The 25,541-nt window shown below is 66.8% G+C and carries 19 protein-coding genes; 15 read left to right on the forward strand and 4 right to left on the reverse strand.

Features of this window, described 5'->3' with window-relative positions:
- Positions 1-24: 24 nt before the first annotated feature.
- The 4 genes from FHS02_RS28575 to FHS02_RS28590 are packed head-to-tail and all read left to right on the forward strand — an operon-like array spanning position 25 to position 6,939.
- Positions 25-2,544 (forward strand): PAS domain-containing protein, encoded by a 2,520-nt coding sequence (locus tag FHS02_RS28575; RefSeq protein WP_137312070.1) that lies wholly within the window; start codon positions 25-27, stop codon positions 2,542-2,544.
- A gap of 14 nt (positions 2,545-2,558) precedes the next feature.
- Positions 2,559-3,041 (forward strand): response regulator, encoded by a 483-nt coding sequence (locus tag FHS02_RS28580; RefSeq protein WP_137312071.1) that lies wholly within the window; start codon positions 2,559-2,561, stop codon positions 3,039-3,041.
- Positions 3,042-3,086: 45 nt separating this feature from the next.
- Positions 3,087-4,574: a sensor histidine kinase gene (locus tag FHS02_RS28585; RefSeq protein WP_137312072.1), complete on the forward strand. Its 1,488-nt coding sequence runs from the start codon at positions 3,087-3,089 to the stop codon at positions 4,572-4,574.
- Positions 4,567-6,939 carry a hybrid sensor histidine kinase/response regulator gene (locus tag FHS02_RS28590; protein WP_175424659.1) on the forward strand — a complete coding sequence of 791 codons (2,373 nt, stop codon included), beginning with the start codon at positions 4,567-4,569 and terminating at the stop codon, positions 6,937-6,939. The genes FHS02_RS28585 and FHS02_RS28590 overlap by 8 nt, the downstream gene beginning before the upstream one ends.
- Positions 6,940-7,027: 88 nt before the next feature.
- On the opposite strand, the gene FHS02_RS28595 is transcribed toward FHS02_RS28590, so the two are convergent.
- Positions 7,028-7,216 carry a hypothetical protein gene (locus FHS02_RS28595; protein WP_137312074.1) on the reverse strand — a complete coding sequence of 63 codons (189 nt, stop codon included), beginning with the start codon at positions 7,214-7,216 and terminating at the stop codon, positions 7,028-7,030.
- A gap of 219 nt (positions 7,217-7,435) precedes the next feature.
- On the opposite strand from FHS02_RS28595, the gene FHS02_RS28600 reads away from it, so the two are divergent.
- Both FHS02_RS28600 and FHS02_RS28605 read left to right on the forward strand, forming a co-directional pair.
- Positions 7,436-7,732, forward strand: a complete 297-nt coding sequence (locus FHS02_RS28600; protein ID WP_137312075.1) for a helix-turn-helix domain-containing protein — start codon at positions 7,436-7,438, stop codon at positions 7,730-7,732.
- 237 nt (positions 7,733-7,969) lie between these two features.
- Positions 7,970-8,152, forward strand: a complete 183-nt coding sequence (locus tag FHS02_RS28605; RefSeq protein ID WP_137312076.1) for a hypothetical protein — start codon at positions 7,970-7,972, stop codon at positions 8,150-8,152.
- Positions 8,153-8,390: 238 nt separating this feature from the next.
- On the opposite strand, the gene FHS02_RS28610 is transcribed toward FHS02_RS28605, so the two are convergent.
- The 3 genes from FHS02_RS28610 to FHS02_RS28620 all read right to left on the reverse strand — a co-directional run bounded on the left by FHS02_RS28610 (position 8,391) and on the right by FHS02_RS28620 (position 12,293).
- Positions 8,391-8,825, reverse strand: coding sequence for a hypothetical protein (locus FHS02_RS28610; RefSeq protein ID WP_137312077.1), 435 nt, complete (start codon positions 8,823-8,825; stop codon positions 8,391-8,393).
- A 272-nt stretch (positions 8,826-9,097) separates the two neighbouring features.
- Positions 9,098-11,023, reverse strand: coding sequence for a pectate lyase-like domain-containing protein (locus FHS02_RS28615; protein WP_137312078.1), 1,926 nt, complete (start codon positions 11,021-11,023; stop codon positions 9,098-9,100).
- A 124-nt stretch (positions 11,024-11,147) separates the two neighbouring features.
- Positions 11,148-12,293 (reverse strand): MFS transporter, encoded by a 1,146-nt coding sequence (locus FHS02_RS28620; protein WP_137312079.1) that lies wholly within the window; start codon positions 12,291-12,293, stop codon positions 11,148-11,150.
- 276 nt (positions 12,294-12,569) lie between these two features.
- On the opposite strand from FHS02_RS28620, the gene FHS02_RS28625 reads away from it, so the two are divergent.
- From FHS02_RS28625 to FHS02_RS28665, 9 genes are all read left to right on the forward strand, one after another.
- Positions 12,570-14,768: a TonB-dependent receptor gene (locus tag FHS02_RS28625; protein ID WP_137312080.1), complete on the forward strand. Its 2,199-nt coding sequence runs from the start codon at positions 12,570-12,572 to the stop codon at positions 14,766-14,768.
- Positions 14,769-14,864: 96 nt separating this feature from the next.
- Complete coding sequence (locus FHS02_RS28630) at positions 14,865-16,457, forward strand: EAL domain-containing protein (protein ID WP_137312081.1); 1,593 nt, start codon at positions 14,865-14,867, stop codon at positions 16,455-16,457.
- Between the two features lie 175 nt (positions 16,458-16,632).
- Positions 16,633-17,106: a cytochrome c-550 PedF gene (pedF, locus tag FHS02_RS28635; protein ID WP_137312082.1), complete on the forward strand. Its 474-nt coding sequence runs from the start codon at positions 16,633-16,635 to the stop codon at positions 17,104-17,106.
- Between the two features lie 38 nt (positions 17,107-17,144).
- The gene (locus FHS02_RS28640; protein WP_137312083.1) at positions 17,145-17,978 is read left to right on the forward strand and encodes a substrate-binding periplasmic protein; all 834 of its coding nucleotides are present in this window, start codon (positions 17,145-17,147) and stop codon (positions 17,976-17,978) included.
- Positions 17,975-20,269: a TonB-dependent receptor gene (locus FHS02_RS28645; protein WP_137312084.1), complete on the forward strand. Its 2,295-nt coding sequence runs from the start codon at positions 17,975-17,977 to the stop codon at positions 20,267-20,269. Before FHS02_RS28640 ends, FHS02_RS28645 begins: the two co-directional genes overlap by 4 nt.
- Positions 20,270-20,322: 53 nt before the next feature.
- Positions 20,323-20,523, forward strand: a complete 201-nt coding sequence (locus tag FHS02_RS28650) for a hypothetical protein (RefSeq protein ID WP_137312085.1) — start codon at positions 20,323-20,325, stop codon at positions 20,521-20,523.
- A 209-nt stretch (positions 20,524-20,732) separates the two neighbouring features.
- Complete coding sequence (gene adh / locus FHS02_RS28655; RefSeq protein WP_137312086.1) at positions 20,733-22,253, forward strand: aldehyde dehydrogenase; 1,521 nt, start codon at positions 20,733-20,735, stop codon at positions 22,251-22,253.
- A 126-nt stretch (positions 22,254-22,379) separates the two neighbouring features.
- Positions 22,380-24,125, forward strand: coding sequence for a PQQ-dependent methanol/ethanol family dehydrogenase (locus tag FHS02_RS28660; RefSeq protein ID WP_137312087.1), 1,746 nt, complete (start codon positions 22,380-22,382; stop codon positions 24,123-24,125).
- Positions 24,126-24,387: 262 nt separating this feature from the next.
- Positions 24,388-25,539, forward strand: coding sequence for a porin (locus tag FHS02_RS28665; protein WP_137312088.1), 1,152 nt, complete (start codon positions 24,388-24,390; stop codon positions 25,537-25,539).
- Positions 25,540-25,541 lie beyond the last annotated feature (2 nt).

Raw genomic sequence — 25,541 nt, forward strand, 5'->3', positions numbered from 1 at the left:
GTTACCTTCGTCATCGCTTGCTCCATGACCTTATCGCTACGTCGCACGCCCGTAACGGCGGCAACCGCTGTCAGCCTCGTGATACTGGCGCTGGCCTGGCTGGTTCTTGGCCGCAGCATCAGGAACGAAGCCGAGTCCTGGTCCTGGCTGGTCCATACGCGGGAGGTCCTGGAGCACCTCCAGACCACGATGACGCTGACGAGCGACGCCGAAGCGGCGCAGCGCGGCTTCCTGCTGACGGGCAACGAGAAGTTCGCCGCCGCCTATACCGTCGCGCGTGACCAGGTTCCCGATGAAATGCAGACCCTGCGCCAGCTGACCAGCGACAATCCAAGCCAGCAGGCGACCTTGCGCTTGCTGGAGGCGGCGCTGCAACGGCGCCTGCGCATGCTGGAACTGGTGATGCAGCAGTACCGGGGGGGCACCATGGCGGATCCCGACATGCTGGAGTCCGGACGCCTGATCAAGCAGCAGATCGTCGCGCACGCAACCACGATCCGCCTGGAAGAACAGCGTTTGCTGCGCGAGCGGCAAGCGCGCGCGCAAGGCACGCGCTGGGAACTGATCACGGCGGTTGCCGTCGTGTCCGGCCTGTCGGTTTTCCTGATCGTCCTGCTGTGGGTGATATCGCGACGCGATGCCGCGCGCCTGGTGGCCGAGCGCGCACAGCTCGACGCGACACTGCGCGGTATCGGCGAGGGCGTGGTTGCCACCGACCGCGACGGTGTCGTCACGCTCGTGAATCCGGTCGCGGAAGACCTGATGGGGGTCACCGAGCAGGCGGCGCTGGGACGACGCCTTGCGGACCTGCTGGACCTGCATCACGAGACGGGTGCACCGGTAACGGCAATGGATGCGGCGATTGCCGGCAGCGGTACCGGCCGCTGGCACTTGAAGGCCGGCGAACGCAACCACGTTGTCGAGTTGACCGTGGCCCCCGTCAAGGCGGACAACGCGGCACCGCAGGGCTCGGTGCTGGTCATGCGCGATGTCACCGAGCGCGACGCGCGCGAGCGTGCGCTGCGCGAATCCGAAGCGAATTACCGTTACACGATCGAACTCAATCCGCAAATCCCGTGGAAGGCAAGTCCCGACGGCAGCGTCCAGGGCGTCTCCGAGCGCTGGCTGGCGATCACGGGACAGTCGCATGACGCCGCGACAGGGGCCGGGTGGGGCGAGGTCGTGTACGCGGACGATCTGCCGGGGATGGTCGCTGCCTGGACGCACTCGGTTGCGACGGGCGAGCCGTACGACTTCGAGCATCGTCTCCACACCGTGGATGGCGACCTGCGCTGGATGCGCTCCCGGGCCAACCCGCGGCGCGATCCGTCGGGGGCCATCGTCGCGTGGTATGGACAGACCGAGGATATCCATGCGCGCAAGGAAGCGGAACTGTCCCTGCGCCGCCGGGAAGAGGAACTGCGCGACAAGCTCGCCCAGGTCGAAACCATCTATCGTGCCGTTCCCATCGGTCTCGGCTACGTGGACACCCGTTCGCGGATCGTGGAGTTGAACGAAGCGCTGGCCGAGGTGGCGGGACGCTCGAAGGACGAGGTGGTCGGCATGACACCGGCCGCGGTGCTGCCGGCGCCCTTTGGCGAGCGTGTCAGTGCGGTGCTGGACGAGGTCGTGCGGCAGAGGCACCAGTTGAGCGGTGCGGAATTCACCGACACGCATGCCGCGGACGGCGCGCGGCGCGACTGGCTGGGCAGCTTCTTCCCCGTGCTCGATGGCGGCGAAGTGCAAGGTGTCGTCATCGCACTGCTCGAGGTCACGCAGATCAAGGTGGCACAGCTGGAGCTGGAGCATGCGAACCAGTCGCTGGAACGGCGCATCGAGGAGCGGACGATGCAGATCGGCGAAGCGAATGCCGAGCTGCGTGCCTTTGCGCATACGGTCGCCCATGACCTGCGCGCGCCGCTGCGTAATGTCGAGGGGTTCGCGACGGCGCTGCTGGAAGACGAGGGTGAACGGATGTCGGAAGATGGCCGCCTGTTCGCCGAGCGGATCGTCGCGGCCGTCACGCGGATGGACCGGCTGATCACCGACCTTCTGGCCTACAGCCGCCTGTCGCGCGCCGAGCTGCGCATCGAGCCGGTCGACCCCGCGGCGGCCCTGCGCGTCGTCATGCGCGACCTGGAAGGCGAGGTCGCTGCCCGCGGCGCGGTGATTGCCGTCGCGCCGGCGTTGCCGATGGTGATGGGCAACCAGGCCATGCTGGTGCAGGTGCTGGCCAACCTGGTGTCGAACGCGATCAAGTTCGTTGCCCCGGGCACGCCGCCGCGCGTGTCGATCGGCGGTACAAAGGATGGACCGCTCGCCAGGCTGTCGATCGAGGATAATGGCATCGGTATCGCCCCGGAACATCACGAGCACGTGTTCGGGGTATTTGAACGGCTGCACGGGCAGGAACAATATCCGGGCACGGGAATCGGCCTCGCGATCGTGAAGAAAGGGATTGAACGAATGGGCGGGAGTGTACGCATCCTGAAGGCGGCCGCGGGCGGTACCGTGTTCGAGCTTGTCTTGCCGGCGGCCGCATGACGACGGAGACCGGAATGGAGAGCGCCATTGCCGCGCCGCCGTCCGACGGCGCTCCGCTCATCCTGCTGGTGGAGGATAATCCGGACGATGTGCTGCTGGCGAAGCGGGCCTTCAAGAAGGCTGCCCTGTCGGCGACGATGGAAGTCGTCAGCGATGGCGATGAAGCTGTCGGGTACCTGGACGCGGCTGCGCAGGCCGGCGGGGGCGGGCAGTCGGCGCCGCCGTCGCTGATCCTGCTCGACCTGAAGCTGCCCAAGCGCCCGGGCCTGGAAGTACTGCGCTGGATCCGCGCCAACCGGCACTACGATGCCACGCCGGTCGTCGTGCTGACCTCTTCCACGGAAGATGAAGACATCCAGAAAGCGTATGCGCTGGGCGCCAACTCCTACCTGCAGAAGCCGGTAGCGTTCAACGGCCTGGTGCAGCTGCTGGGCGTGCTGGGCTTGTACTGGCTGCAGAATAACCTGACCGCGTCGCCCGGGACGGCGCAGCGCTAGATGTTAAAAATTTAGAGTCAAAGGGCGTGCCCGAAAGATGCAAGCGTGACGATTACCTTATTACTGCTGGACGATAATCCGGATGACCGCGCGCTGGCGCGGCGCGAACTCGAACGCCATTTCGACGGGTGCATGATCCGCGAAGTGGGCGACCGCGCCGGCTTCGAGCGCGAGATGCAGGATGGCCTGCGGGTCGACCTGATCATCACGGATTTCCAGATGCGCTGGATTACCGGCCTCGAGATCCTGAAGCAGGTGCGGGCCTACGATGCGCAGCTGCCGGTCATCATGTTCACCGCCACCGGCACGCAGGAAATCGCCGTCGAGGCGATGAAGCTCGGGCTCGACGACTATGTCATCAAGAGTCCGCGCCACTATGCGCGCCTGCCGGTTGCCGTGCGCACCTGCCTCGACCGCTCGGAGATCCGGGCACGGGCGATCCGCTCGGAGACGCGGCTGGCCGGTCTGCTGGAAAATATCCAGCTGGGGGTGTTTCGCATGAGCCTCGATGGCCGCCTGCAGGAAGGCAACCGCGCTTTCTGGACCATGCTGGGCGGCGATCCCACGGCACCGGACACGTTGCGCCATCCGTTGCTCGACCAGGTGCTGACGCGATTGCCCGCACTCGAGGCCACGCTCGATACCACCGAGCTGCAGGCCGAACTCGGCGCCATCGATGACGCGGGCCGCTTCTTCGTGGTCAAGCTCGTTCGTGTCAAGGTCAACGGCCACGATGTCGTCGACGGTATCGTCGAGGACGCGACGTCGCTGCGCCGGGCCAGTGCCGAGATCCTTCGCCTCAATGCGGAGCTGGAGCAGCGCATCGTCGAGCGCACCCGGCAACTGCAGGAAGCCAACGAAGCCCTGGAGACGTTCGGCTTTTCGGTGTCCCACGACCTGCGCGAGCCGCTGCGCACCATCCAGGGATATGCGGCTGCGCTGCGGCAGGACCTGCACGCGGGGGACCATCGCCATCTGGAAAAGTTCGTCGATCGCATCAACGCGATCGCCCGGCGCATCGACCAGATGGTGTCCGATCTGCTGGAGTTTGCCCGCCTGTCGCGGGCCGAGGTCGCATCCGAAACCCTGGTGCTGACGGACATCGTCCGCGATGCGCGGATCGCCTTGCAGAACGAACCGGTCTATCGCGCCGCCGAGGTCCAGGTCGACATCCCGGAAGACCTGCGGGTCCGGGCGCATCGTCCGATTCTCGTGCAGGCGCTGACGAACCTGCTGGGTAACGCCGTCAAGTTCGTGCGGCCCAATACGCATGCCGCCATCAATGTGGTGGCCCGCGCCCACGGCCGCCAGGTCCGCATCGAAGTGCAGGACAACGGCATCGGCCTGGCCGACGAGGCGCGCGCACGGGTCTTCAACGTCTTCGAGCGCCTGCATGGCGAAGAAGAGTATCCGGGCACGGGGATCGGCCTGGCGATCGTGAAGAAAGGCGTCGAGCGCATGGATGGCTGCGTCGGGGTGGATTCGGCCCCCGGCATCGGATCAACCTTCTGGATCGAGTTGCCAAGTGCCTGACCTGTCCAGTCGCGCCGAACGGCTGCGCATCCTGCTCATCGACGACAATCCCGATGACCGGGCACTCGTCGAGCGGGAATTGCGGCTGCGTATTCCCGGCGTGTCGGTGAGCCACGTGTCCGATGCCGGCGCGCTCGACCAGGCCCTGGCCGCCGGCCAGTTCGACGTGGCCGTGACGGACTACCGCCTGCGCTGGACGCTGGGCACGGACGTGCTGCGCGCCATCAAGCAGCGCTATCCGAACACGCCCGTGGTGATGTTTACCGGCAGCGGCAATGAAGAGGTCGCGGTGGAGGCGATGAAGGAGGGCCTCGACGACTACATCACCAAGACGCCGAAACATTATCCCCGGGTGCCCTACGCGGTGCTGGGCTGTTTCGAGCGTGTCCACAACAGGTTGCGGCTACAGGAGTCGCTGGCGCGGGAAAAACTGGCCAAGGCGCGGCTGGAAATCGCACTGCAGTCGGCCCGCATGGGCACCTGGCAGTATGACGTGCAGACAGGCGAGCTGGCGTTTTCCGACGAAATCGGTCCGATGCTCGGCCACGGCGCCGGCTTTGTCCATGCAACCGTCGACGAAGCGCTGGCGCAGGTCCACCCGGCGGACGGCGAGCGGGTGCGCGCGGCATGGGCGGGCGCCGTCGAGCGCGACGCGGCTTTTGCGATCGAGGCCCGCGTCCTCGGCGCCGATGCCAGGACACGCTGGCTTGCACTGAGCGGCAAGGCAGTGGGCGACGGAACCGGCACACGGCGGATCGTCGTGGGGACGGCCCGCGACGTCACGCCCGAGGTGGAAGCCAAGGAGGCGCAACGCGCCCAGCAGGAAGAACTGCAGGCGGTACTCGACGTCCTGCCGGTCGGGGTCGCGATCAGCCACGATCCGCAGATCAGCGAGATCACGGTCAGCCCGTATTTCTGCGGCTTGCTGGGCATCGCGCCCGGAACCAATATCGCCCAGGTCCTCCCCCAGGGCGATGGCCGGCAGCCGTACCAATACTTCCGGGGCGGACAGCCGCTCGATCCAGCCGACTGGCCGATCCGTGCCGCGGCCCGCCAGGGATCGCCGGTACGCGGCGAAGAGCTGGAAGTGCGTTTCGACGACGGGCGCGCGCTGACCATCCTGGTAAATGCCGCGCCGCTGCTGGACCGGCAGGCGATGGTGCGTGGCGCGGTTGCCGCGATCATGGATGTGAGCGCACTGAAGTCCGTGCAGCGGGAACTGGAGGGGGCCAACCGGCAGAAGACGGAATTCCTGTCGGTGCTGGCGCACGAGCTGCGCAACCCGATGGCGGCGATCAGCTATTCGGTCGAGATGCTGCGCCACATTGCGACACCGGATGCCATCAACAAGGCCCGCGACGTGATCGGCCGCCAGACGGCGCACATGCGCAAGCTGCTGGACGACCTGCTCGACCTGAGCCGGATCACCCATAACCGCATCGACCTTTTCCTCAAGCCGCTCGACCTGCGGCGGGTCATCGAGCATGCCTACGAAAGCACGCGTGCGCTGCTGGAACAGCAGCGTCACCGGATCGCGTTCGCGCTGCCCGAGATGCCGCTGACCGTGCTTGGCGATGAAGTACGCCTCACCCAGGTACTCAGCAACCTGTTGAACAACGCGGCGAAGTTCACCCCGGCGGGAGGCACGATCACGGTCGCCGGCGCCGCCGATGGGCGGTTTATCGCGATCGAGGTGACCGATAACGGCACGGGCATCCATCCGTCGGAACTCGAGCATGTCTTCGAGATGTTCGTGCAGGGGAAGGGCAAGGCCAGCGGTGGCGTGCCGGGCCTGGGGATCGGGCTGGCGATCGTCCGCAGGCTGGTGGAACTGCATGGCGGAACGGTGCAGGCTTTCAGCCAGGGGCCCGGCAGCGGAACCACGTTCCGCATCAGGCTGCCCCGTGTCGACGATGAGGAAGCGACGCAATCCATGTCGGGCGCGCTCGACGCCGGCAAGGGGGGACGGTTGCTGGTTGCCGACGACAACACCGACGCGGCGGACCTGCTGGGCGCCGTGCTGGCCATGGAGGGCTATCCCGTGGAGGTCGCCTATGACGGCGAAGCCGCCATCGAGCTGGCAGGACGCTGGCGGCCCGATCTGATGCTGCTCGATATCGGCATGCCGCGCGCCACTGGCCTCGACGTGGCCCGCTGGATCCGTGCCCAGGAGTGGGGCAGGGATGTCGTCCTCGTTGCCATCACAGGATGGGGGCAGCAGGAGGACCGCCGGGCGACAAAGGAGGCGGGGTTCGACGTCCACCTCGTCAAGCCTGTCAGCCCGTCGGAAATCGTGGCATTGATCGGCCAGCACCTGGGGTCGCGCCAACGCGATGCCTTGCCCGCGCCTGATGAGCGCGTATAAGCACACGGCGGGCCGTCCCGGTCACGACTGCTGCTCAGTCCTACTACTGCTCAGCCCTGCTGCTCAGCCCTGCTGCTCTTATTACTGCTCAGTTTTCCTTGGCGTCGCCGGATTGTCCGGGGGGCACCTGTTGCAGGGGCCGGTGTTCTTCCGAATATAGCAGGCGATAAATCAGATGCGGCGCGATGCCGACGGAGCGCAGATACGATTCCGCTTCCGCCGCGCCGAGCATGTTCTTGTAAACCAGGCCTACCTGCAGGTGCTGCGCGGTGAGCACGTCCTTTCGACTATTCATATGAAAGTTGCTAATCTGATATTAAGGGCGTACCGTAACCGATAGTCAGGTTGCTTGCAACACGATACTGTGAGGAATCCGCAGCCGAACCCCCGATTTCGACGAGATTTCGTGGTCGGCGCATGACGGCGATGGCATCCGACGCCTTGAATTGGTCCTGCCGAGTCCCTAGTTGTAAGGGACAAGAACAGGAGTCATGGAATGGAGACGAAAGACCATACAACGCGCAGCCACGCCTATGATCCCGCAAGGCTGCTGGATGCGCTGGCATTGCATACCGGAGCGTCCAGCGACGCCAGGCTGGCCAAGAAGCTGCAGGTCAGCAAGCATGTTATCGGGGGAATCCGGCAGCGCCGGATCTCCGTCAGCGCCACGCTGATGCTGCACATCCAGGAAGCGACAGGGTTGAGCGTGCCGGAGATACGTCACCTGGTGGGCGACCGCCGGCGTGTCGTACGCATGGCTGGCGCTGGCCCGGGCCGTTCGCGGCTTCGCTGATCGGGAAATCGCACCAGGCGCACCGGCTTCGCCACGGGGCTGGAGGCGTGCGCATGCCTCCCGGGATTTATCGTCTGCAAGGGGCGCCCGCACGCCGTCCGGATGCATCTTCGGGCAAGCCGCAACAGATTGCTGGTATCGACAAAAACAATTGGTGTCCCCCTCCGCCGAGGTCTAGTATCGACTTACGGACGCTGCGCGTACCTGCGGCGGACGATCATAAAATCGGAGACGGTCATGACACTACTCGCACTTACCCTGTCCGGCATCGCCATCGTGGCGGGAGCCTCCGCCGTGGTCTGGCAACGCGACAGCGCGCCGCAACAGCAGGCCATCCCCACCGAGGCTGCGCAGCCCGCCTTCCACCCGCCGGCCATCGACCTGGGGCGCCTGGCCCAGGCGTGCGGCCAACCCGGCTGATCCCGCTGATCCCGCTGGGCCAGGGGCCCCGCAATGGCGGATCAATCGCCCTGTGGCCAGGCCGAACGCCTGGCCACGCGAACTGCTGCGCCAACATAAGGTTGACACGCGCTGGTGTAATCCAGCTGGTGTACGGGAGGCGGCTCTTCAGGGGCTCGGTTCGGTGAGTCAATCACGGCGCGGAGCCGTGCAGCGTCCGCGTTATCGCGACAGGGCAGGGCAATTGCGCTAAATTGCGCTATTCAGTCACAAGTGCTGGCGATGGCCGTCTTTTTCTTGACCCGAGCACACGTGCCGATATCCAGATGGGTACTCCGGCGTTTCGAAGATATTCGGCGGCGGCGTTCGTGCCGAGCATGGTCTGGAAGACGATTGCCACCTCTACCCGTTGTGAGCTCAGCGTGTCGGTCCGACGATCCACAGGGAGCTGGACCAGTTCTGGACCAGCGACGATAGCCCGGCGTGCGGCATAGCGGCGATCCTTGCGCCGTACCTTGCTTTCATTTCCCTTCAGTACTCTCTCGATGACTGAAGCCGGCGTACCTTCCCGTATCAGTATCCAATACGCCCTGTCGGAGCCGAACGCCTTGTTTATGTAGATAGCCGCTTCTACATAAGCGGCGCAGACATAATTCTTCCTGCGGCAATGCGCATTTCCCTTGTCTACCGGCATCGGCGCTCCCTGACCGCGACAGGCAATTTATTGTCTCTTTATTGTTTGTTTTTACTGAGTCATCTGCATGTGGAAGCCATTAAAAATATTGTCGCATACGTCACAAGCAGCATGCTAGGTACACTGTTAACTTTGCGTCACAGTCCGAAAAAACGATCAGGTACTGCGGACTGGTTCCTCGGGTTAAATCACATGGAGCGGGCTGATGGTTGCCGTACCGGGAGCCGGATCGCCCTCGCTCCCACGCCGATCTCGCTACTCGTTGCGGTCTTTCAGGGAGCGGTCGGGAACACCGGCACCTGCCGCAGGGCGGCCAGGCCGACCACGAAGGAAGCTGGTCCGGAAGCGTCGACAGGACCGCCGATGTCGTTGAATACATGTTCGAAGCCACCGGACCCGAAGACCTTGCCGGCACTCGTGTTCGTGAAGCGCACGCCCGGCGCGACCGGCGCCTTGATTGCGCTGCGTGCATAGATGACCGTGGGTGGCGGGGCACGGAAGAATGTCCAGCTGATCAAACCGGTGGCTTCGTGCGACGTCACGTCGCCTGCCACTTCGTAGCACGGATAACCGTTCTCCGCGGTATTCCCCATGCTGTTCATCCAGCGGGCCTGCGAGGGCGGGTCGTAGGGCGGCTCGCATTCCATGAAGATCGTGCGGCCGCCGTTGGCGTTCCACAGGACCTGCGTCTTCTGGTAGTGCTCGGCAAACAGGGCCAATGCGGTGACATTGGCACCGTTGACGATCATGCCGTGGTCGGCCAGGTTGATGTCCCAGCCGACGGTATCCGGATTGCCATGGTCGGCGCGCCACAGCCAGGCGTGATCGACCAGCACGTCGTTCTGGTTGATCTCGAGGCTGGTTGTCGCCATGCCGGCATAGGAACCGCCGATGCGGATGAAAATATCGTGCAGGGTCGTCGGATCGGAAGATTTTCCCTTGCTGGCTCCCCTCGGCCCGACCTGCACCAGTACGTCCGAACGTTTCGTATTGGCGTCCACCATGAAGGACGACAGGATTACGCCTGGAACGTCGTCGACCAGGACCGCGGCGGTGCCGTCGGTCGGTGTCAGCGTGGCCAGGCCCATGCCCATCACGACAGCGTTGGCGCGGGTAACCCGGATCGGCCTGTCAATCGTGTAGACCCCGGGTGTCAGCAGCAGGTTCCTGCCCTGTGCAAGCGCCCCGTTGAGCGTCGCGGCAGAGTCGCCGGGCTTGGCGATATGAAACGTGGACATCGGCAGCGACGTACCGTCGCGTGCCGTCATGCCCCAGCTGACGCCACGCGCATCGGTGCGCGGGGACGGGACGAACACCCTGTAGTTCTTGCCATCATGATAGAGATGGGGTGCTTCCCGCGACAGGGGAGTCGACGCCAGCGAAGTCTTGTCGCCTGGAGCAAACTGCGTAGCTGGCGCGCCGACGACGCCGGACATCACGATATTGGCGGAGCGTCCCTGCCAGCTGCCGATTTCGCTGTCGCGGGTGTAGTACTGCGCCTGTCCGCCTTCGACCCCGCCGGTAACGGCCGGCTTGCGGTCTTCTTCCCACGAGAAAGCGGAACGCACTTCTCCGGCGACGCGGCTGTTCGCGATGAAATTGCCGAATGCGATGCCGCCAGCCAGGTCGAGATTGCCGGCGACGTTGAGGCGCCGCAGCGGGGATGCCTGTGACGTATTCCAGCGCATGGTGTGCGCGGGTTCGTCGGCCTGGATCGGATTGATCGTCATGTTTGCCAGGGACCGCCAGAAGGTGGAGAGCGCAGGCTGGCCTGCGACACCGGCGCGCAGGTTGCCGTTGATCGTCACATCGGTCGGCGCGGCGCCCAGTCCCTGCACCGTCATGTTGACGCCTACGGGTGAGTCGACGTGTCCTGTCGCAGTGGCAGGATCGGACTGGCCGGCTGCACTGCCATAGGTGCCCGGCATGAAATAGATGGCGTGGCGTTTTCCGTCGAAGCCGGTCGACTGGGCCGCCACGCCTTGCAGCTTCGCATTGATGTCGGCAACGGCCATTGCCGGCGTGAAGATGGTGACGTTCGGTCCGAAATCCGGCGGTGGCTCCGCGGGTTGGTCGGCGACGGGCTTGCTGTCGCCGATCCGTCCACTACTTCCGCCGCAGGCGGTCATCAGGACGGCGATGGCGACGACAAGCGCCAGCGCAGGCTTTCCCTTCTCACGCGTTCCTTGATGCGTCATACAGTCTCCATTGTTGTTATCGGGAGGCACACTTTTCCAGGCGCAGTGCCTTGGCACTGCACGGAGGGATCGTGCGGGACGAGCCGGCGGACGGCACGCAAATCCGTGCCGCCCGGATCCCGGCTCAGGAATGGGAAAGGACCGCCCGGTCTGCCCGGCTTGGCAGGAAGCAGGCCACCGCGCAGGCGGCGATGCCGGCCGCGGCCAGCCCGAGACTCGCATAGCCCGACAGCTTCACCACCGTCCCGCCGAGGATGGGGCCGATCGCCGCGCCGATCATCAGCATGGCCGGTGTCGCGCCCACCGCGCGGCCGCTCGGGTCGAGCGCGGCCAGGAGTCCGAACGCGAAGGTGTGGGTGAAGATCATCACGGCGGCGAAGAACATCGCGCCGACCGCATACGGCAGGAAGGCTTGGCTCTGCGTCATCAGCAACGCCAGAACCGCCTGGACGACGGGACCGCACACCAGCACCGCGCGCGGATTGACGCGCTTCTGCAGGAAAGCGGCAAGCGGCGCCGGAAGAAGGTTGGCGAAACCCAGTGCGATCAGCACGCCCGCTACCGCAGCGGTGTCGAAGCCCCGTTCGGCGCCGATGCGCTCGACGAAGGCGAAGATCATTGCCTGGACCAGGGCCATGCAGCTGACGCCGAGCGCCGCCAGCCATACCGCGCGCGGCAGTTTGCCGGCAATGCGCGGCGTTCCCGTGCTGGATGCGCGCGACGTGGGAAAACCCAGGGCGGCCACGCAGGCGGCAAAGGCCATGATGCCGGCGAAGCTCCAGAACAGCGCCGGCGCGCCCAGCGCGGCGACGATCTTCGGCACGCCGCCCATGAACAGGATGCCGAACACGCCCAGTGCAAAGCCGACGATGGCGAACAGCCGATGCGGGTTGCCGCTGCCGCCGATGGTGGCATGCGTCACGCTCAATGCCGTTGCTGCAGCCAGGCCGGCGGCCACGTGCAGCACCGCCATCGCCGCATACCCGTCGACGAACCCGACAGCGCCGAAGGCCAGCGCCGCCACGGCAAAGCCGCCGGCCGCGGTGGCTCGTGCAGGCAGGCGGGCGGAGCGGGGGGCGACGAACAGGCTTGCGCACACGGCGCCGACCAGGAACAGCGTGGCCAGCCCGCCCGCCTGTTGCGGGTCCAGGCCATAGCCGCCGATCAGCACACCGACCCACACCGGCAGGGCGACCAGGTCGACCATCCCGGCACAATGCGCCACCATCAGGCTGGCGCGGCCAGCCCGGCTTTCGCTTGTCGTGTTCATGCTTGTCTCCTTTATTTTTTCTGGCCGTCCGCGTACATGGCCGGCGGCGATGGGTCGCCGCGGTACGGGGCCCTTGGTATTTTTGTATTGGTAACGGCTTTGCGAATGTAGCGGTGGCACGTCACCGCCACAAGTCGGACCTTTCGATTGCAGGTATCCGCCAGGGCGATGGATCCGGGCCCGGTGCGCCATGACCGGCTCGCATATCCAGATGAGAATGATTCGTATTCTTTGGCGGCGGCCTATAATGGCGAATCGCCTTTTCACTGCCTGCATATGACCAAGCCCGCCTTCCCCCTGACTTCCATTACCCCCATCGCCTGCGCCGCGGCACTGCTTGCCGCCGGTGCCGTGCATGGACAAGAAAGCGACTCCCCGGCACCGCAAACGCTGCAGACCGTCGTCATCAGCGCCTCGGCCGACGCCTCGGCCGAAGGCCTGACGAAAGCCTATTCGGGCGGGCAGGTGGCGCGGGGCGGGCGCGTCGGCCTGCTGGGCAACGTGGACATGATGGATACGCCGTTCAACGCCACCAGCTACACCCAGCAGCTGCTGCAGGACCAGCAGACCCACAGCGTCGCCGACGTGCTGCAGAACGACCCCGGCGTGCGTGTCACGCGCGGCTTCGGCAACTACCAGGAGATGTACGTGATCCGCGGCTTCGCGGCCAACTCGGACGACCTGGCCTACAACGGCCTGTACGGCATTCTGCCGCGCCAGTACGTGGCAACCGAACTGCTGGAGCGGGTGGAAGTCTTCCGCGGCGCCAGCGCCTTCCTGAACGGGGCCGCACCCGGCGGCGGCGGCATCGGCGGCTCGATCAACCTGCTGCCGAAGCGTGCCGGCAATGCGGCGCTGACATCGGTGACGGCCGGCGTCGAATCCGGCGGCCAGGGCTATGCCGCGGCCGACATCGGGCGGCGGTTCGGACCCGGCGACCGCGCCGGCATCCGCATCAATGTCGTGCGCCGCGATGGCGATACGGCGGTGGACCGGGAGCAGCGCGAGCTGTCGCTGGCCTCGGTGGGACTGGACTGGAACGGCGGGAACTACCGCCTGTCCGCCGACGTCGGCTACCAGGATCACCGGTTGACGGCTGCCCGCCCCAGCGTCAATGTCAACGCTGGCGTGCCCGTCCCGGCCGTGCCGGATGGCGGCAGCAACTATGCGCAGCCGTGGACCCATTCGAACGAACGCGACACGTTCGGCACGCTGCGCGGCGAACTGGACCTCGCGAAGGACACGGTTGCCTGGGCGGCGTTCGGTGCGCGCTCGGGGCAGGAGTCGAATATCCTGGCCGCGCCCCGTGTCGCCGCCGCCGACGGCACCGCGGCCATGTACCGCTTCGACAATGAACGCAAGGACACCGTGCGGACCGGCGAAGTGGGCGCCCGTACCAGACTGCGTATCGGCACGGTCGGCCACGCCATCAGCGCGACGGCAACCGGCTTCTGGAACGATTCGCGCAACGCGTATGCGATGAGCAACTCCACCGCTGCCGGCATGTTCCGCACGAACCTGTATGCGCCGGTGGACGCCGTCGCGCCGGCGGCGACCTACATCGTCGGCGGCCGGCTGGACGCGCCCGGAACCACCGGCAAGACCATCCTGTCGAGCTACGCGATTGCCGACACCCTGTCGCTGCTGGACGAGAGGCTGCTCGTCACCGTGGGGCTGCGCCATCAGCGCATCCGCGATTACAGCTACAACTACAACACGGGTGCGGAAACGTCGGCCTATGACGAGAGCCGCAACACGCCGGTGGCCGCCGTGGTGTTCAAGCCGTCGAAGCAGGTCTCCGTCTACGCGAACTACATCGAAGGCCTGCAGAAGGGCATGACCGCTTCCGGTACCGGCGTGATCAACCTGGGCGAGACCTTCGCGCCGACGGTGTCGCGGCAAAAGGAAATCGGCGCCAAGTACGACGCCGGGACCATCGGTTTCTCGGCCGCCGCCTTCGTCACGGCGCAGCCGCAGGCCTACGTCGTCGACAATGTGTATGGACTCAATGGCGAGCAGCGCAACCGCGGCGTGGAGATGACCGTCTTCGGCCAGCCCGTGCGCGGCCTGCGCCTGCTGGGCGGGGTGACGTTCATCGATGCGGAGCAGCGCCGCACGAACGGCGGCCTGCGCGACGGCCACGATGCGGTCGGCGTACCGGACCGGCAGTTGAACCTGAACGCCGACTGGGACGTGCCCGGCATGCGGGGCCTTGCCCTCAATGGCCGCGTGGCCTACACGTCGAAGCAGTACCTGGATGGCGCCAACCTGCAGCAGGTGCCGTCGTGGGCCCGCACCGACGTGGGCATACGCTACCTGGCAAGCCTGGGCGAGCGGACGCTGACGCTGCGGGCGCGCATCGACAACCTGTTCGACCGCGACTACTGGGCGTCAGCCGGCGGCGCTTCCGGTGCCGGCTATCTCGTGCAGGGCACGCCCCGCACGGTGGCGGTGTCGGCAACGCTGGAATTCTGAAGGCGTGCATCCGCCGCCGGCGCGCCGGTGCCGCGGGCCGGAGCGTATACTTGCGGCCAGCGAGCTGAAAACCAGCTCATCGATCGTGAGTCCACCATGAAGCAGCGCGCGGTGTTTGTTGCAACGTCATTGGCGATGCTGGTCGCGGTCACGATACCCCCCTGGCTGGCGCTGCGCGAAGCCGGGCAGCAGGCCTACCGCGCGGAGGCCGACCTGGCGCTCGGCTACGCCAACGACATCGTGCGCCGCGCGGACGATACCGAGAAGCAGGCGCTGGCCGGCATCGGGCTGCTGGAGCGGTCGGGGCATCCTCCCTGTTCCGATGCGTCGCAGGCGCTGATGCGGCTCATCGACCTGACCTCGATTTATATCCAGGCCGTCGGCCATGTCGAGGATGGCGTCCTGGTCTGCTCGTCGATGGGCGACGACCCGGTCCCGCTCGGGTCGCTGGCCTTTCGTTCGTCGACCGGGGTAACGCTGCACGCCCGCGTCCCGCTGGGCAATGACGTCAAGAGTCCGCTGCTGGGTTTCCAGAAGGGTAACTTCGCGGCGCTGATCCACCGCGACCTGCCGCTCGATACCTGGACGGCGGTGCCGGACGTTTCGCTGGCGATGATGCACCTGGAATTTTCGCGCAACGGCAAGCCCGTCACCCATCGGGGGCACGTCGACCCCGGCTGGCTGCCGCGGCTGGGGGACCGGAACCAGGTGACGGTGGTCACGGGCGGTTACCTCGTCGCACTGGTGCGCTCGCGGCAGTTTCCCACCGCGGGAATCGCCGCGGTGCCGGTTTCCTACCTGGACCGGAGAACGGGTGGCCTCGCTTGGCGATTCGTGCCTGCGGGAGCGATCGCCGGCCTGGCCCTGGCCCTGGCGATCTTCCTGGTCGCCCGGCAGCAGCTGTCGCTCGCCAGCGCGGTGCGGCAAGGGCTCCGGCGCAACGAGTTCTTCCTCGCCTACCAGCCCATCGTCGAGCTGGCGACCGGGCGCTGGGTGGGCGTGGAAGCGTTGCTGCGCTGGCGCAGGTCGAACGGCGAGATGATCGGGCCCGATCTCTTCATTCCCGTCGCGGAACGCACCGGGACGATCACGAAGTTGACCGAACGCGTGGTGGAACTCGTGCATCGCGATGTCGGCGGGTTCCTGGCCCATCACCCGGCGTTTCACATCGCACTGAACCTGTCCGCCGCCGACCTGAATTCCCCCAGGACCAAGATCCTGCTCGACAAACTGCTGGCCGATGCCGGCGCGGCACCGTCGAACCTCATCGTGGAAATGACCGAGCGTGCGCTGCTGAATGTGAGCACCGCGAAACCGGTCATCGCCGACCTGCGGGCCGGCGGCATCGAAGTGGCCGTGGACGATTTCGGGACCGGCTATTCGAGCCTGTCCTATCTCGAGTCGTTCGACGTCGATTTCCTGAAGATCGACCGCGCCTTCACCGAGGCCATCGGAACGCGATCGCCGACCGACCAGGTGGTGCATCACATCATCGCCATGGCCCAGACCATGCAACTGCGCATCATTGCCGAGGGCGTGGAGACGGAAGCGCAGGCGGAGTACCTGCTCGCACGCGGCGTGCAGTTCGCGCAGGGCTGGCGGTTCGCCAAGGCCATGCCGTGGAACGAGTTCCGCACGGCCTTCGAGGAGCGCGGGTTCGGCAGCCCGCGGGTGGCGGCAAACCATTGATTGTTTCCGAAGCCTCCTCGTGCATCCGCGTTTCCCTCGGAGCAGGGCCATGTGACACCTGTTCCAAACTGTCGCACCCAGGCCTCGCGCCTGGCATGCCGTTCCTCTGGCGATGTGATGGCACGCGGCTTGCTCCTGCTGGAAGCAAAGATTCTTAAACCAGCAGGAGACAAGCATGAAATACCCGATCCGCACCCTCATCGGCGCAGCAGCATTCTGCATCGCCGCCATGGCCTCGCTGCAGGTCGCCGCCCACGGCCCCGTCACGCCGCAGGCCGTCGACACGAAGGGGCTTCCCGCACTCGGCGACAAGTGGCACGAAGAAAACCCCTTCCGTACCAATGCCATCGCGCTGAAGATCGGCGCCTCGGCCTATAACCAGAACTGCGCGCGCTGCCACGGTATCGATGCCGTCTCGGGCGGCATCGCCCCCGACCTGCGCCTGCTCGACCGCGACTGCACCGGCACGAAGAACGCCAAGAAGAAGACCGCCTGTTTCAAGGAAATGGACAACTACTACCTGACCGCCGTCCGGAAAGGCAAGGTGCGCAACGGTGCCGTCTACATGCCGCCGTTCGAAGGCGTCTTCAACCAGGAAGCGATGTGGGCCATCAAGACCTACCTGGAATCGCGCCGGGAAGCCAACTGAGCCAGCTGCAGCCACCGAACCATCCTGAGAGGCCCGGCATGAACCGACGCTGTTTCGCGCGTGCCAGCGCGCTGCTGGCTTGCGCCGGCATGGCAACCCTCTTCGCCGCGCCGGCCCGCGCGGACTGGCAACAGGTATACGGGAGCGGCACGCTGAAGGTCGCCGTGTACAACGAGTTCGCGCCTTTTTCCGACAAGGGCGCCGGCATCGACATCGACCTGGCGCAGGCACTGGCAGCGAAACTCGGCGTGAAGCTCAGCCTGCTGCCGTTCCCGGCCGACGAGGAAGTCGCCGATGACCTGCGCAACATGGTCTGGAAGGGCCATTACCTCGGCTATGGTCCGGCCGACGTGATGATGCACGTGCCGGTCGACAGCCGCCTCATGGCCGGCAACCCGCAGGTGCGGATCTTCGCGCCGTATTACGTCGAGACGCTGCGCCTGGCGCGCAGCGCCCGCGGCATCCCACGCTTCGATGGCATGCAGTCGCTGGACGGCAAGCGGATCGGCGTCGAGAAGGTATCGCTCTCCGGCATGCTGGTGCTGGGCGAAGGGGAGGGGCGCTTGCGCGACGAGGTGCGGATCTATCCCGGCGCAGGGGAAGCGCTGGCGGCCCTGAAGGCGGGGGAACTCGATGCGGTGGTGGCCAAGCGGTCCGAAATCGAGTCGGCCCTGCGCGGCGACGCGGCGTTCCCGCTGGAAGAGGTGGGCTTCCAGCGCATGCCCCGCACGGGCTGGGCGGTCGGCATGGCGGTGCGCAATGACAGCGAGGAACTGGCGCGGCGCCTGCAGGCGGCCATCAACGACATGTCCGCGAACGGCGAGCTGGAGGCACTGTTCGCCAGGCACGGCGTCAAGTGGGGCAAGCCATGAACGCGGACGCCGGCAAATGGGCAGGCCCGGTCGGCCTGCTGCTGGCGGCCCACGCCGCGGCCGCGGCGCCCGTGCCGGAAGGGGCCGCGATGGCGCGGGTGGAGATCGTCGGCGCGCTGCCCTTCGGCGGCGCCGGTATCGAGGCGGACCGCCTGCCGTACGCGCGCCAGATGCTCGATCGCGAGGCGCTGCGCGATGCCCAGGGCGGCAACTTGGCGGAGACCATGGCACGCAAGCTCGATGGCATTACCGTCAACGAGATCAGCGGCAGCCCGTTCCAGGCCGACGTGAGTTACCGGGGATTCCGTGCCTCGCCGCTGCTCGGCACTTCGCAGGGATTGTCGGTCTACCTGGACGGCGTACGCATCAACGAAGGCTTCGGCGATGTCGTCAACTGGGACATGGTGCCCGAGGCGGCGCTGGGCCGGGTGTCGCTGGTGTCCGGCTCGAACCCGCTGTATGGCCTGAACACGCTCGGCGGCGCGATCGCGCTCGAGACCCGCTCCGGCATCACCGATCCGGGCGCGGAAGCGTCGGTGAGCGTGGGGACGTACGGCCGGCGCCGCATCGACCTGGCCCATGGCACGCACCGCGATGGCTGGCACGCATTCGCGGCGGCCACGCTGTTCGACGAGGACGGCTGGCGGCGGCACTCGGCGGGACACCTGGCGAACGGACTGGTCAAGGTAGGACGCGACGGCGCCGCCACCGACTGGAGCGCGACGCTGACGGGGGGCCGCAGCCGGCTGCTCGGCAATGGCCTGCTGCCGGACGGGCTGTATGCAGCGGACCGCCGTGCCGTCTACACCTACCCCGACCGCACCGGCAACCGCGTGGTGCAGGGCACGCTGCGTATCGCCCACCGCCCGCAGGCGGGCATCGACATCGGCGCCATGGCGTATGTGCGCGACAGCCGGCGCGATACCGTGGGCGGCGACGTAGCCGACGAGTATGCCGATTATGCAAGCGGTTGCGCCGATGGCTTCGACGCCGGCGGCGGCCCGGCCGATCCCGGCGAGTGCGGTACCGATCGCGAGGAGGGGGCGGCGCTGCATCCGGCCAGCCTGAACACCACCTCCACGCGGCAGCGCGGCCGTGGCGCGGCCCTGAACCTGCACCGGCGCGCCGGCGCCCACGCGTTCGACGTCGGCGCCACGCTGGACCATGCCCGCGTGCGTTTCTCGCAATTCGAACAGGCGGCATTGTTTACCGCATCGCGCGGCGTCGAGGCCGACCCGGACGCGGATATCGAACCCGCGTCGTCGGTGTCGGGCACCTCGCACGCCGCCAGCGCCCATGCCGCCGCCACGCTCGAACTGCGGCGCGGCACGAGCGTCACGGCGTCCGCCCGCTTCAACCGGGCCCGGGTCGGCAATACCCTGGTAACGGAGGATGGGCCCAGGCCGCACGAAGCGTTTACGTATTCGCGGCTGAATCCGTCGATCGGCATCGCGCATGCGCGCGGCGGCGTGACGTGGTTCGCCAATGCCGCCCAGAGCAACCGCGTGCCGACCGTGATCGAACTGGGTTGCGCCGACCCGACAGAACCGTGCCGCCTGCCGGTGGGCCTGCAGTCCGATCCCTACCTGGCGCAGGTCGTCTCGCGCACCGTGGAAGCGGGCGTGCGCGGCGACGGCTTCGGCGCGACCGTGTTCCGTACCGTAAACCGGGACGATATCCTGTTCGGCCGCGCCGGCGCCATGCGCGCGGGATACTTCTCCAACTTCGCGCGTACGGTGCACCAGGGCGCCGAGCTGGCCTGGACCTTCCGCAAGGGCAGCCTGCACCTGCGCGCCGGCTACAGCTACCTGCACGCCGCTTATGGCGCACCCGGAACGCTGTTTACCGGCGCGCGCTCGGTGCGGGTCGACAGCGGCACCCGTATCGCCGGGTTGCCGCGCCACACGCTGAACGTCGACGTGGATTGGGACGCGGGGCCGGGGCTGGTGCTGGGTGCGGAACTGCGCGCGCTGTCGCGCATGGCGAGCCAGGGCAACGAGGATGGATCGGTGGAAGAAGACGGCGTGGCCCATGGTGACTGGGGCATCGCCGGGCACGCGCTGCTGAACTTGCACGCGAACTGGACGCCAGCTCGGGGCTGGCAGCTGTTCGCCCGCATCGGCAACGCGATGGACCGCCGCTACGAAAGCTTCGGCGCGCTGGCCGTCGACATGTTCCCGGCCGGGCGCCTGCTGCAACCGCACGCCGGCGCCGCCGATGCCGGAATCACCCGCTTCGTGGCGCCCGGCGCGCCGCGCACGCTGGCGGCCGGGCTGCGCTACCGGTTCTAGACCGGATCCAGGTGTGTACCGCGCACCTCGGCGCGGCTTCTGAAAGGTCGACCATGCATCGGTTCCGCCTCACCCTCGTTCTTGCAACGCTGACGCTGGCCGCCGTGTCGCTGTCTGTCGGCGCCGGCGCCGCCCCGCTGGCCTACGTGCCCAACGAAAAATCCGCGACCCTGAGCGTGATCGACACCGCCACCGCCACGCGTATCGGCGACATCGCGGTCGGCCAGCTGCCCTGGGGTGTGCTGATCCGCTGACCTGTCCTACTTTGGCGCAGGTGTACCAGGGCCTGCCAGCTTGCCTCCGCCGCCGGGGCGCTTCCGAAGCGGCCGCACTGCGGGGTGCCGGGCAGGGCAGCCGGGAAAAGGGGGCTGGCACGACCCTTGCGGAAAGCACCATGTGTCAACGCACCGTTGCCGGCAAAAGGCACAACATCACACCACACCACACCAACATAGAGGATGACATGAATCTCGCGGACATCAACAAGCTCGGCGTCGCCAATCCGTTCAAGCAGCGCTACGACAACTTCATCGGCGGCCGCATGGTCGCCCCGGTCCGGGGCGAATACTTCGCCAACGTCACGCCGATCACCGGCCAGCCGTTCTGCGAAGTGGCGCGCTCCAGCGCGGAAGACGTCGAACTGGCGCTGGACGCGGCGCACGCAGCCAAAGAAGCGTGGGGCAGGACCTCGCCCGCCGAGCGCGCCACGATCCTGCACCGCATCGCCGACCGCATGGAGCAGAACCTGGCGCTGATTGCCACGGCCGAGACCATCGACAACGGCAAGCCGATCCGCGAGACCATGGCCGCCGACATTCCGCTGGCGATCGACCATTTCCGCTATTTCGCCGGGTGCATCCGCGCCCAGGAAGGTTCGGTCGCGCAGATCGACCACGAGACCTACGCCTACCACTTCCACGAACCGCTCGGTGTCGTGGGGCAGATCATTCCGTGGAACTTCCCGATCCTGATGGCGGTGTGGAAGCTGGCCCCGGCGCTGGCGGCGGGCAACTGCGTGGTGCTGAAGCCGGCCGAGCAGACCCCGGCCTCGATCATGGTGCTGATGGAGCTGATCGGCGACCTGCTGCCGCCGGGCGTGATCAACGTCGTCAACGGCTTCGGCCTGGAAGCGGGCAAGCCGCTGGCCTCGAGCAAGCGCATCGCCAAGATCGCTTTCACCGGCGAGACCGGCACCGGCCGGCTGATCATGCAGTACGCCGCGCAGAACCTGATTCCCGTCACGCTGGAACTGGGCGGCAAGTCGCCCAACATCTTCTTTGCCGACGTGATGGATGCCGACGACGCCTTCTTCGACAAATGCCTGGAGGGCTTCGCAATGTTCGCGCTGAACCAGGGCGAGGTCTGCACGTGCCCCTCGCGCGTGCTGGTCCAGGAGTCGATCTACGAGCGCTTCATCGAGCGTGCGCTGGCACGGGTTGCCGCCATCAGGCAGGGCAATCCGCTCGACGCCTCGACCATGATCGGCGCCCAGGCGTCGCAGGAGCAGCTGGAGAAAATCCTGTCGTACATGGACATCGGCCGCCAGGAAGGCGCGCAGGTGCTGGCCGGCGGTGAGCGCAACACGCAGGGGGGCGAGCTGGCCGGCGGCTACTACGTGCGCCCGACCGTGTTCAAAGGCGACAACAGCATGCGCATCTTCCAGGAAGAGATCTTCGGCCCCGTCGTGTCGGTGACCACCTTCAAGGACGAGGAGGATGCGCTGCGTATCGCCAACGACACGCTGTACGGCCTGGGCGCCGGGCTGTGGACGCGCGACGGCAGCCGTGCCTTCCGCGTCGGCCGCGCCATCCAGGCCGGCCGCGTGTGGACCAACTGCTACCACCTGTACCCTGCGCACGCCGCGTTCGGCGGCTACAAGCAGTCCGGCATCGGCCGCGAGAACCACAAGATGATGCTCGATCACTACCAGCAAACCAAGAACCTGCTGGTCAGCTACAGCCCGAACGCGCTGGGCTTCTTCTAGGTAACGGCACCGGCCGGCGCTTCCATAGGCGCTCGCGCCGGTTCACCGGCAAGGAGTCCCCGCTGGCCGGCGGGCAGCCCGCCGCGGCATCGACGGACCATCAACGATAACAACAAGGAGATGAACATGAAGACGAACCTGCTGTGCATGGCGGCCGCACTGGCCGCAGTCTGCGCCGCGCATGGCGCCGACGTGACGACGGCGATGATCGATGCCGACGCCAGGAACGAGAAGGACGTGCTGTCCTTCGGCATGGGCACCAACGGGCAGCGCTATTCGAAACTCACCCAGATCAATACCGGCACGGTGGCGCGCCTGGTGCCGGCCTGGTCGTTCTCGTTCGGCGGCGAAAAGCAGCGCGGACAGGAATCGCAGCCGCTGATCCATGACGGGAAGATGTTCGTGACCGCCTCGTACTCGCGGATCTTTGCGGTGGATGCCAGGACCGGCGCGAAGCTGTGGAAATACGAGCACCGCCTGCCGGACGGGATCATGCCCTGCTGCGACGTGGTCAACCGCGGCGCCGCGCTGTACGGCAACCTGGTGATCTTCGGCACCCTGGACGCCCAGCTGGTGGCGCTCGACCAGAACACCGGCAAGGTGGTGTGGAAGGAAAAGGTCGACGACTACGCGGCCGGCTATTCGATGACGTCCGCGCCGCTGGTCGCCAACGGCATGCTGCTGACCGGCGTCTCGGGCGGCGAGTTCGGCGTGGTCGGCCGGGTCGAGGCGCGCAATCCGCTGACGGGCGAACTGCTGTGGGTGCGCCCGACCGTCGAAGGCCACATGGGCTACCGCTACGACAAGGATGGCAACGAGATCGCGGCGGGCGTCAGCGGCACCGTCAACAAGACCTGGCCGGGCGAATTGTGGAAAACCGGCGGCGCGGCCACGTGGATGGGCGGCACCTACGACGCCGGCACCGGGCTGGCCTACTTCGGTACCGGCAACCCGGCGCCATGGAACAGCCACCTGCGCCCGGGCGACAACCTGTATTCCTCGTCGACGGTGGCGCTGGACGTGAAGACCGGCCAGATCAAATGGGCCTACCAGAACACGCCGAACGATTCGTGGGACTTCGACGGCGCCAACGAGTTCGTGACCTTCGACCTGAACGGCAAGCGCTACGGCGGCAAGGCCGACCGCAACGGCTTCTTCTACGTGATCGATGCCGGCAGCGGCAAGCTGCAGAACGCCTTCCCGTTCGTGCGCAAGATCACCTGGGCCAGCGGCATCGACCTCAAGACCGGTCGCCCGAACTTCATCCCCGCCAACCGTCCGGGCGACCCGACCAAGGGCGAGGAAGGCAAGAAAGGCAAGACCGTGTTCTCGGCGCCGGCCTTCCTCGGCGCGAAGAACCAGATGCCGATGGCCTACAGCCAGCAGACCGGCCTGTTCTACATTCCCGCCAACGAATGGGGCATGGAAATCTGGAACGAGCCGATCTCGTACAAGAAGGGCGGCGCCTTCCTGGGCGCGGGATTCACCATCCGGCCGCTGTTCGACGACTATATCGGCGCGCTGCGCGCGGTCGACCCGAAGACCGGCAAGATCGTCTGGGAAGCAAAGAACACCGCGCCGCTGTGGGGCGGCGCGATGGCAACCGCCGGCGGGCTGGTGTTCTACGGCACGCCGGAGGGCTACCTGAAGGCGCTGGACGCGAAGACCGGCAAGGAACTGTGGAAGTTCCAGACCGGCTCCGGCGTGGTGGCGCCGCCGGTCACCTGGGAAGAGGGCGGAACGCAATACGTCGCCGTGGTCTCGGGCTGGGGCGGCGCCGTGCCGCTGTGGGGCGGCGAGGTGGCCAAGAAAGTCAACTTCCTCGAACAGGGCGGCTCCGTGTGGGTATTCAAGCTGGCCGGCAAGGGCTGAACAGGTGTCTCCGGGCGGCAGCGCACGCGCCACCGCGACCGGTTTGCTGGCGGCGCGTGTCGCCAGTTTTTTTGGGGGCGGAGCGCGCACGCAGGGCGATCCAGAACCGGACAGCGGGCGGCGCAACTGATCATTTTCGGCGCAGGCCGGAGGCCGGCCCGGCCCGTTCTCCTCCGTGCAATTGCGGGCACGCTCCTTGCCATTGCCTTCCAGTGCATCAGCCGATGCAACCAACCACACAAGAACAATGCAAGGAGACTCCATGAAAACCATTTGCGTCCTGGCCCTGTCGGCAGCCTGCATCCCGCCGGCGCTGGCGGTCGACATCAAGGCGGGCGACTGGAACGTCGCGGTCGGCGGCATCGTCAATGCCTACGCCACCGTGGTCGACTGCGGCGGCGAGCAACCCGGCGGGCTGGCGCTCGGCGGCGCCGCGCTTGGCTGCGGCGGCAAGGAGCGGCGCACCACGATCGGCAACGGCCTGCTGCCCAATGCGCTGACGGCGTCGGCCACGTCGACGCAGGGCGGCTACGACGTCAAGGCCCTGGTCGGCATCTACGCGGCCACCGCCACCGACAGTGCGATCTCGCAGAACAGCACGGTGGACGTGCGCCAGGCCTACTTTACGTTCGGCCGCGCCGGCCTGGGCACTTTCAAGCTGGGGCGCGACTACGGCATCTTCGGCAGCAACGCGATCCTGGGCGACATGACCCTGGTGGGCGCCGGCGCGCCGGTGCAGGCAACGCAGCGCGGCCGCGTCACGCTCGGCCACATCGGCGCCGGCTACGCCTATCTCGGCACGTATGGCCAGATCGCCTACAGCAGCCCTGACCTCGCCAGCGGCGTCGGCGCCGACGTCGCCGTCATGAGCCCGGTCGCCGACACGCCGGTGGTGGCCGGCGCCGCGTACTCGTCGGGCTCGACGCCCCAGTTGCAGGCACGGTTGCGCGTGGCGCAAGGCGGCTTCAAGGGATGGCTCGGTGTGAAGGGCCAGCGCTTCGAGGCGGAGACGCCCGGCATGCCCGACCTGTCGATGCGCGGCATCGAGGCCGGCGCGTCGCTGCAAGCCGGGCCGGCCGGCTTCCTCGTCAACGTGCAGCGCGGCACCGCGCTGGGCATCCTGTCCGATGCCGACCAGGGCGACGTGCGCACCACGCATTACCTGGTCCAGGCCACGTACAAGGTCACCGATGCGCTCAAGCTCGGCGTCGCCTACGGCCGCAGCCGCAACAGCGACGCCGCGCCAGGCACCGCCGGCCTGAAGTCGAACTCGAACGCGACACTGGGCGCCTACTATGCCCTGAACAGCGCGATCACGCTGGTCGCCGAGGCCGGGCAGACGCGCTCCGAAGCCTTCGCCGGCGCCGAGGGCACAATGAACGGGGTTTCGCTCGGCGGCATCATCTTCTTCTGAGC

This window comes from Pseudoduganella umbonata (assembly GCF_014192225.1).
Taxonomy (GTDB): domain Bacteria; phylum Pseudomonadota; class Gammaproteobacteria; order Burkholderiales; family Burkholderiaceae_D; genus Rugamonas; species Rugamonas umbonata.

Coding starts and splice junctions, on each gene's coding strand:
- FHS02_RS28575 (WP_137312070.1), top strand. CDS start 25: ATGACCTTATCGCTACGTCGCACGCCCGTAACGGCGGCAACCGCTGTC.
- FHS02_RS28580 (WP_137312071.1), top strand. CDS start 2,559: ATGGAGAGCGCCATTGCCGCGCCGCCGTCCGACGGCGCTCCGCTCATC.
- FHS02_RS28600 (WP_137312075.1), top strand. CDS start 7,436: ATGGAGACGAAAGACCATACAACGCGCAGCCACGCCTATGATCCCGCA.
- FHS02_RS28605 (WP_137312076.1), top strand. CDS start 7,970: ATGACACTACTCGCACTTACCCTGTCCGGCATCGCCATCGTGGCGGGA.
- FHS02_RS28610 (WP_137312077.1), bottom strand. CDS start 8,825: ATGCCGGTAGACAAGGGAAATGCGCATTGCCGCAGGAAGAATTATGTC.
- FHS02_RS28615 (WP_137312078.1), bottom strand. CDS start 11,023: ATGACGCATCAAGGAACGCGTGAGAAGGGAAAGCCTGCGCTGGCGCTT.
- FHS02_RS28620 (WP_137312079.1), bottom strand. CDS start 12,293: ATGAACACGACAAGCGAAAGCCGGGCTGGCCGCGCCAGCCTGATGGTG.
- FHS02_RS28625 (WP_137312080.1), top strand. CDS start 12,570: ATGACCAAGCCCGCCTTCCCCCTGACTTCCATTACCCCCATCGCCTGC.
- FHS02_RS28630 (WP_137312081.1), top strand. CDS start 14,865: ATGAAGCAGCGCGCGGTGTTTGTTGCAACGTCATTGGCGATGCTGGTC.
- pedF (WP_137312082.1), top strand. CDS start 16,633: ATGAAATACCCGATCCGCACCCTCATCGGCGCAGCAGCATTCTGCATC.
- FHS02_RS28640 (WP_137312083.1), top strand. CDS start 17,145: ATGAACCGACGCTGTTTCGCGCGTGCCAGCGCGCTGCTGGCTTGCGCC.
- FHS02_RS28645 (WP_137312084.1), top strand. CDS start 17,975: ATGAACGCGGACGCCGGCAAATGGGCAGGCCCGGTCGGCCTGCTGCTG.
- FHS02_RS28650 (WP_137312085.1), top strand. CDS start 20,323: ATGCATCGGTTCCGCCTCACCCTCGTTCTTGCAACGCTGACGCTGGCC.
- adh (WP_137312086.1), top strand. CDS start 20,733: ATGAATCTCGCGGACATCAACAAGCTCGGCGTCGCCAATCCGTTCAAG.
- FHS02_RS28660 (WP_137312087.1), top strand. CDS start 22,380: ATGAAGACGAACCTGCTGTGCATGGCGGCCGCACTGGCCGCAGTCTGC.
- FHS02_RS28665 (WP_137312088.1), top strand. CDS start 24,388: ATGAAAACCATTTGCGTCCTGGCCCTGTCGGCAGCCTGCATCCCGCCG.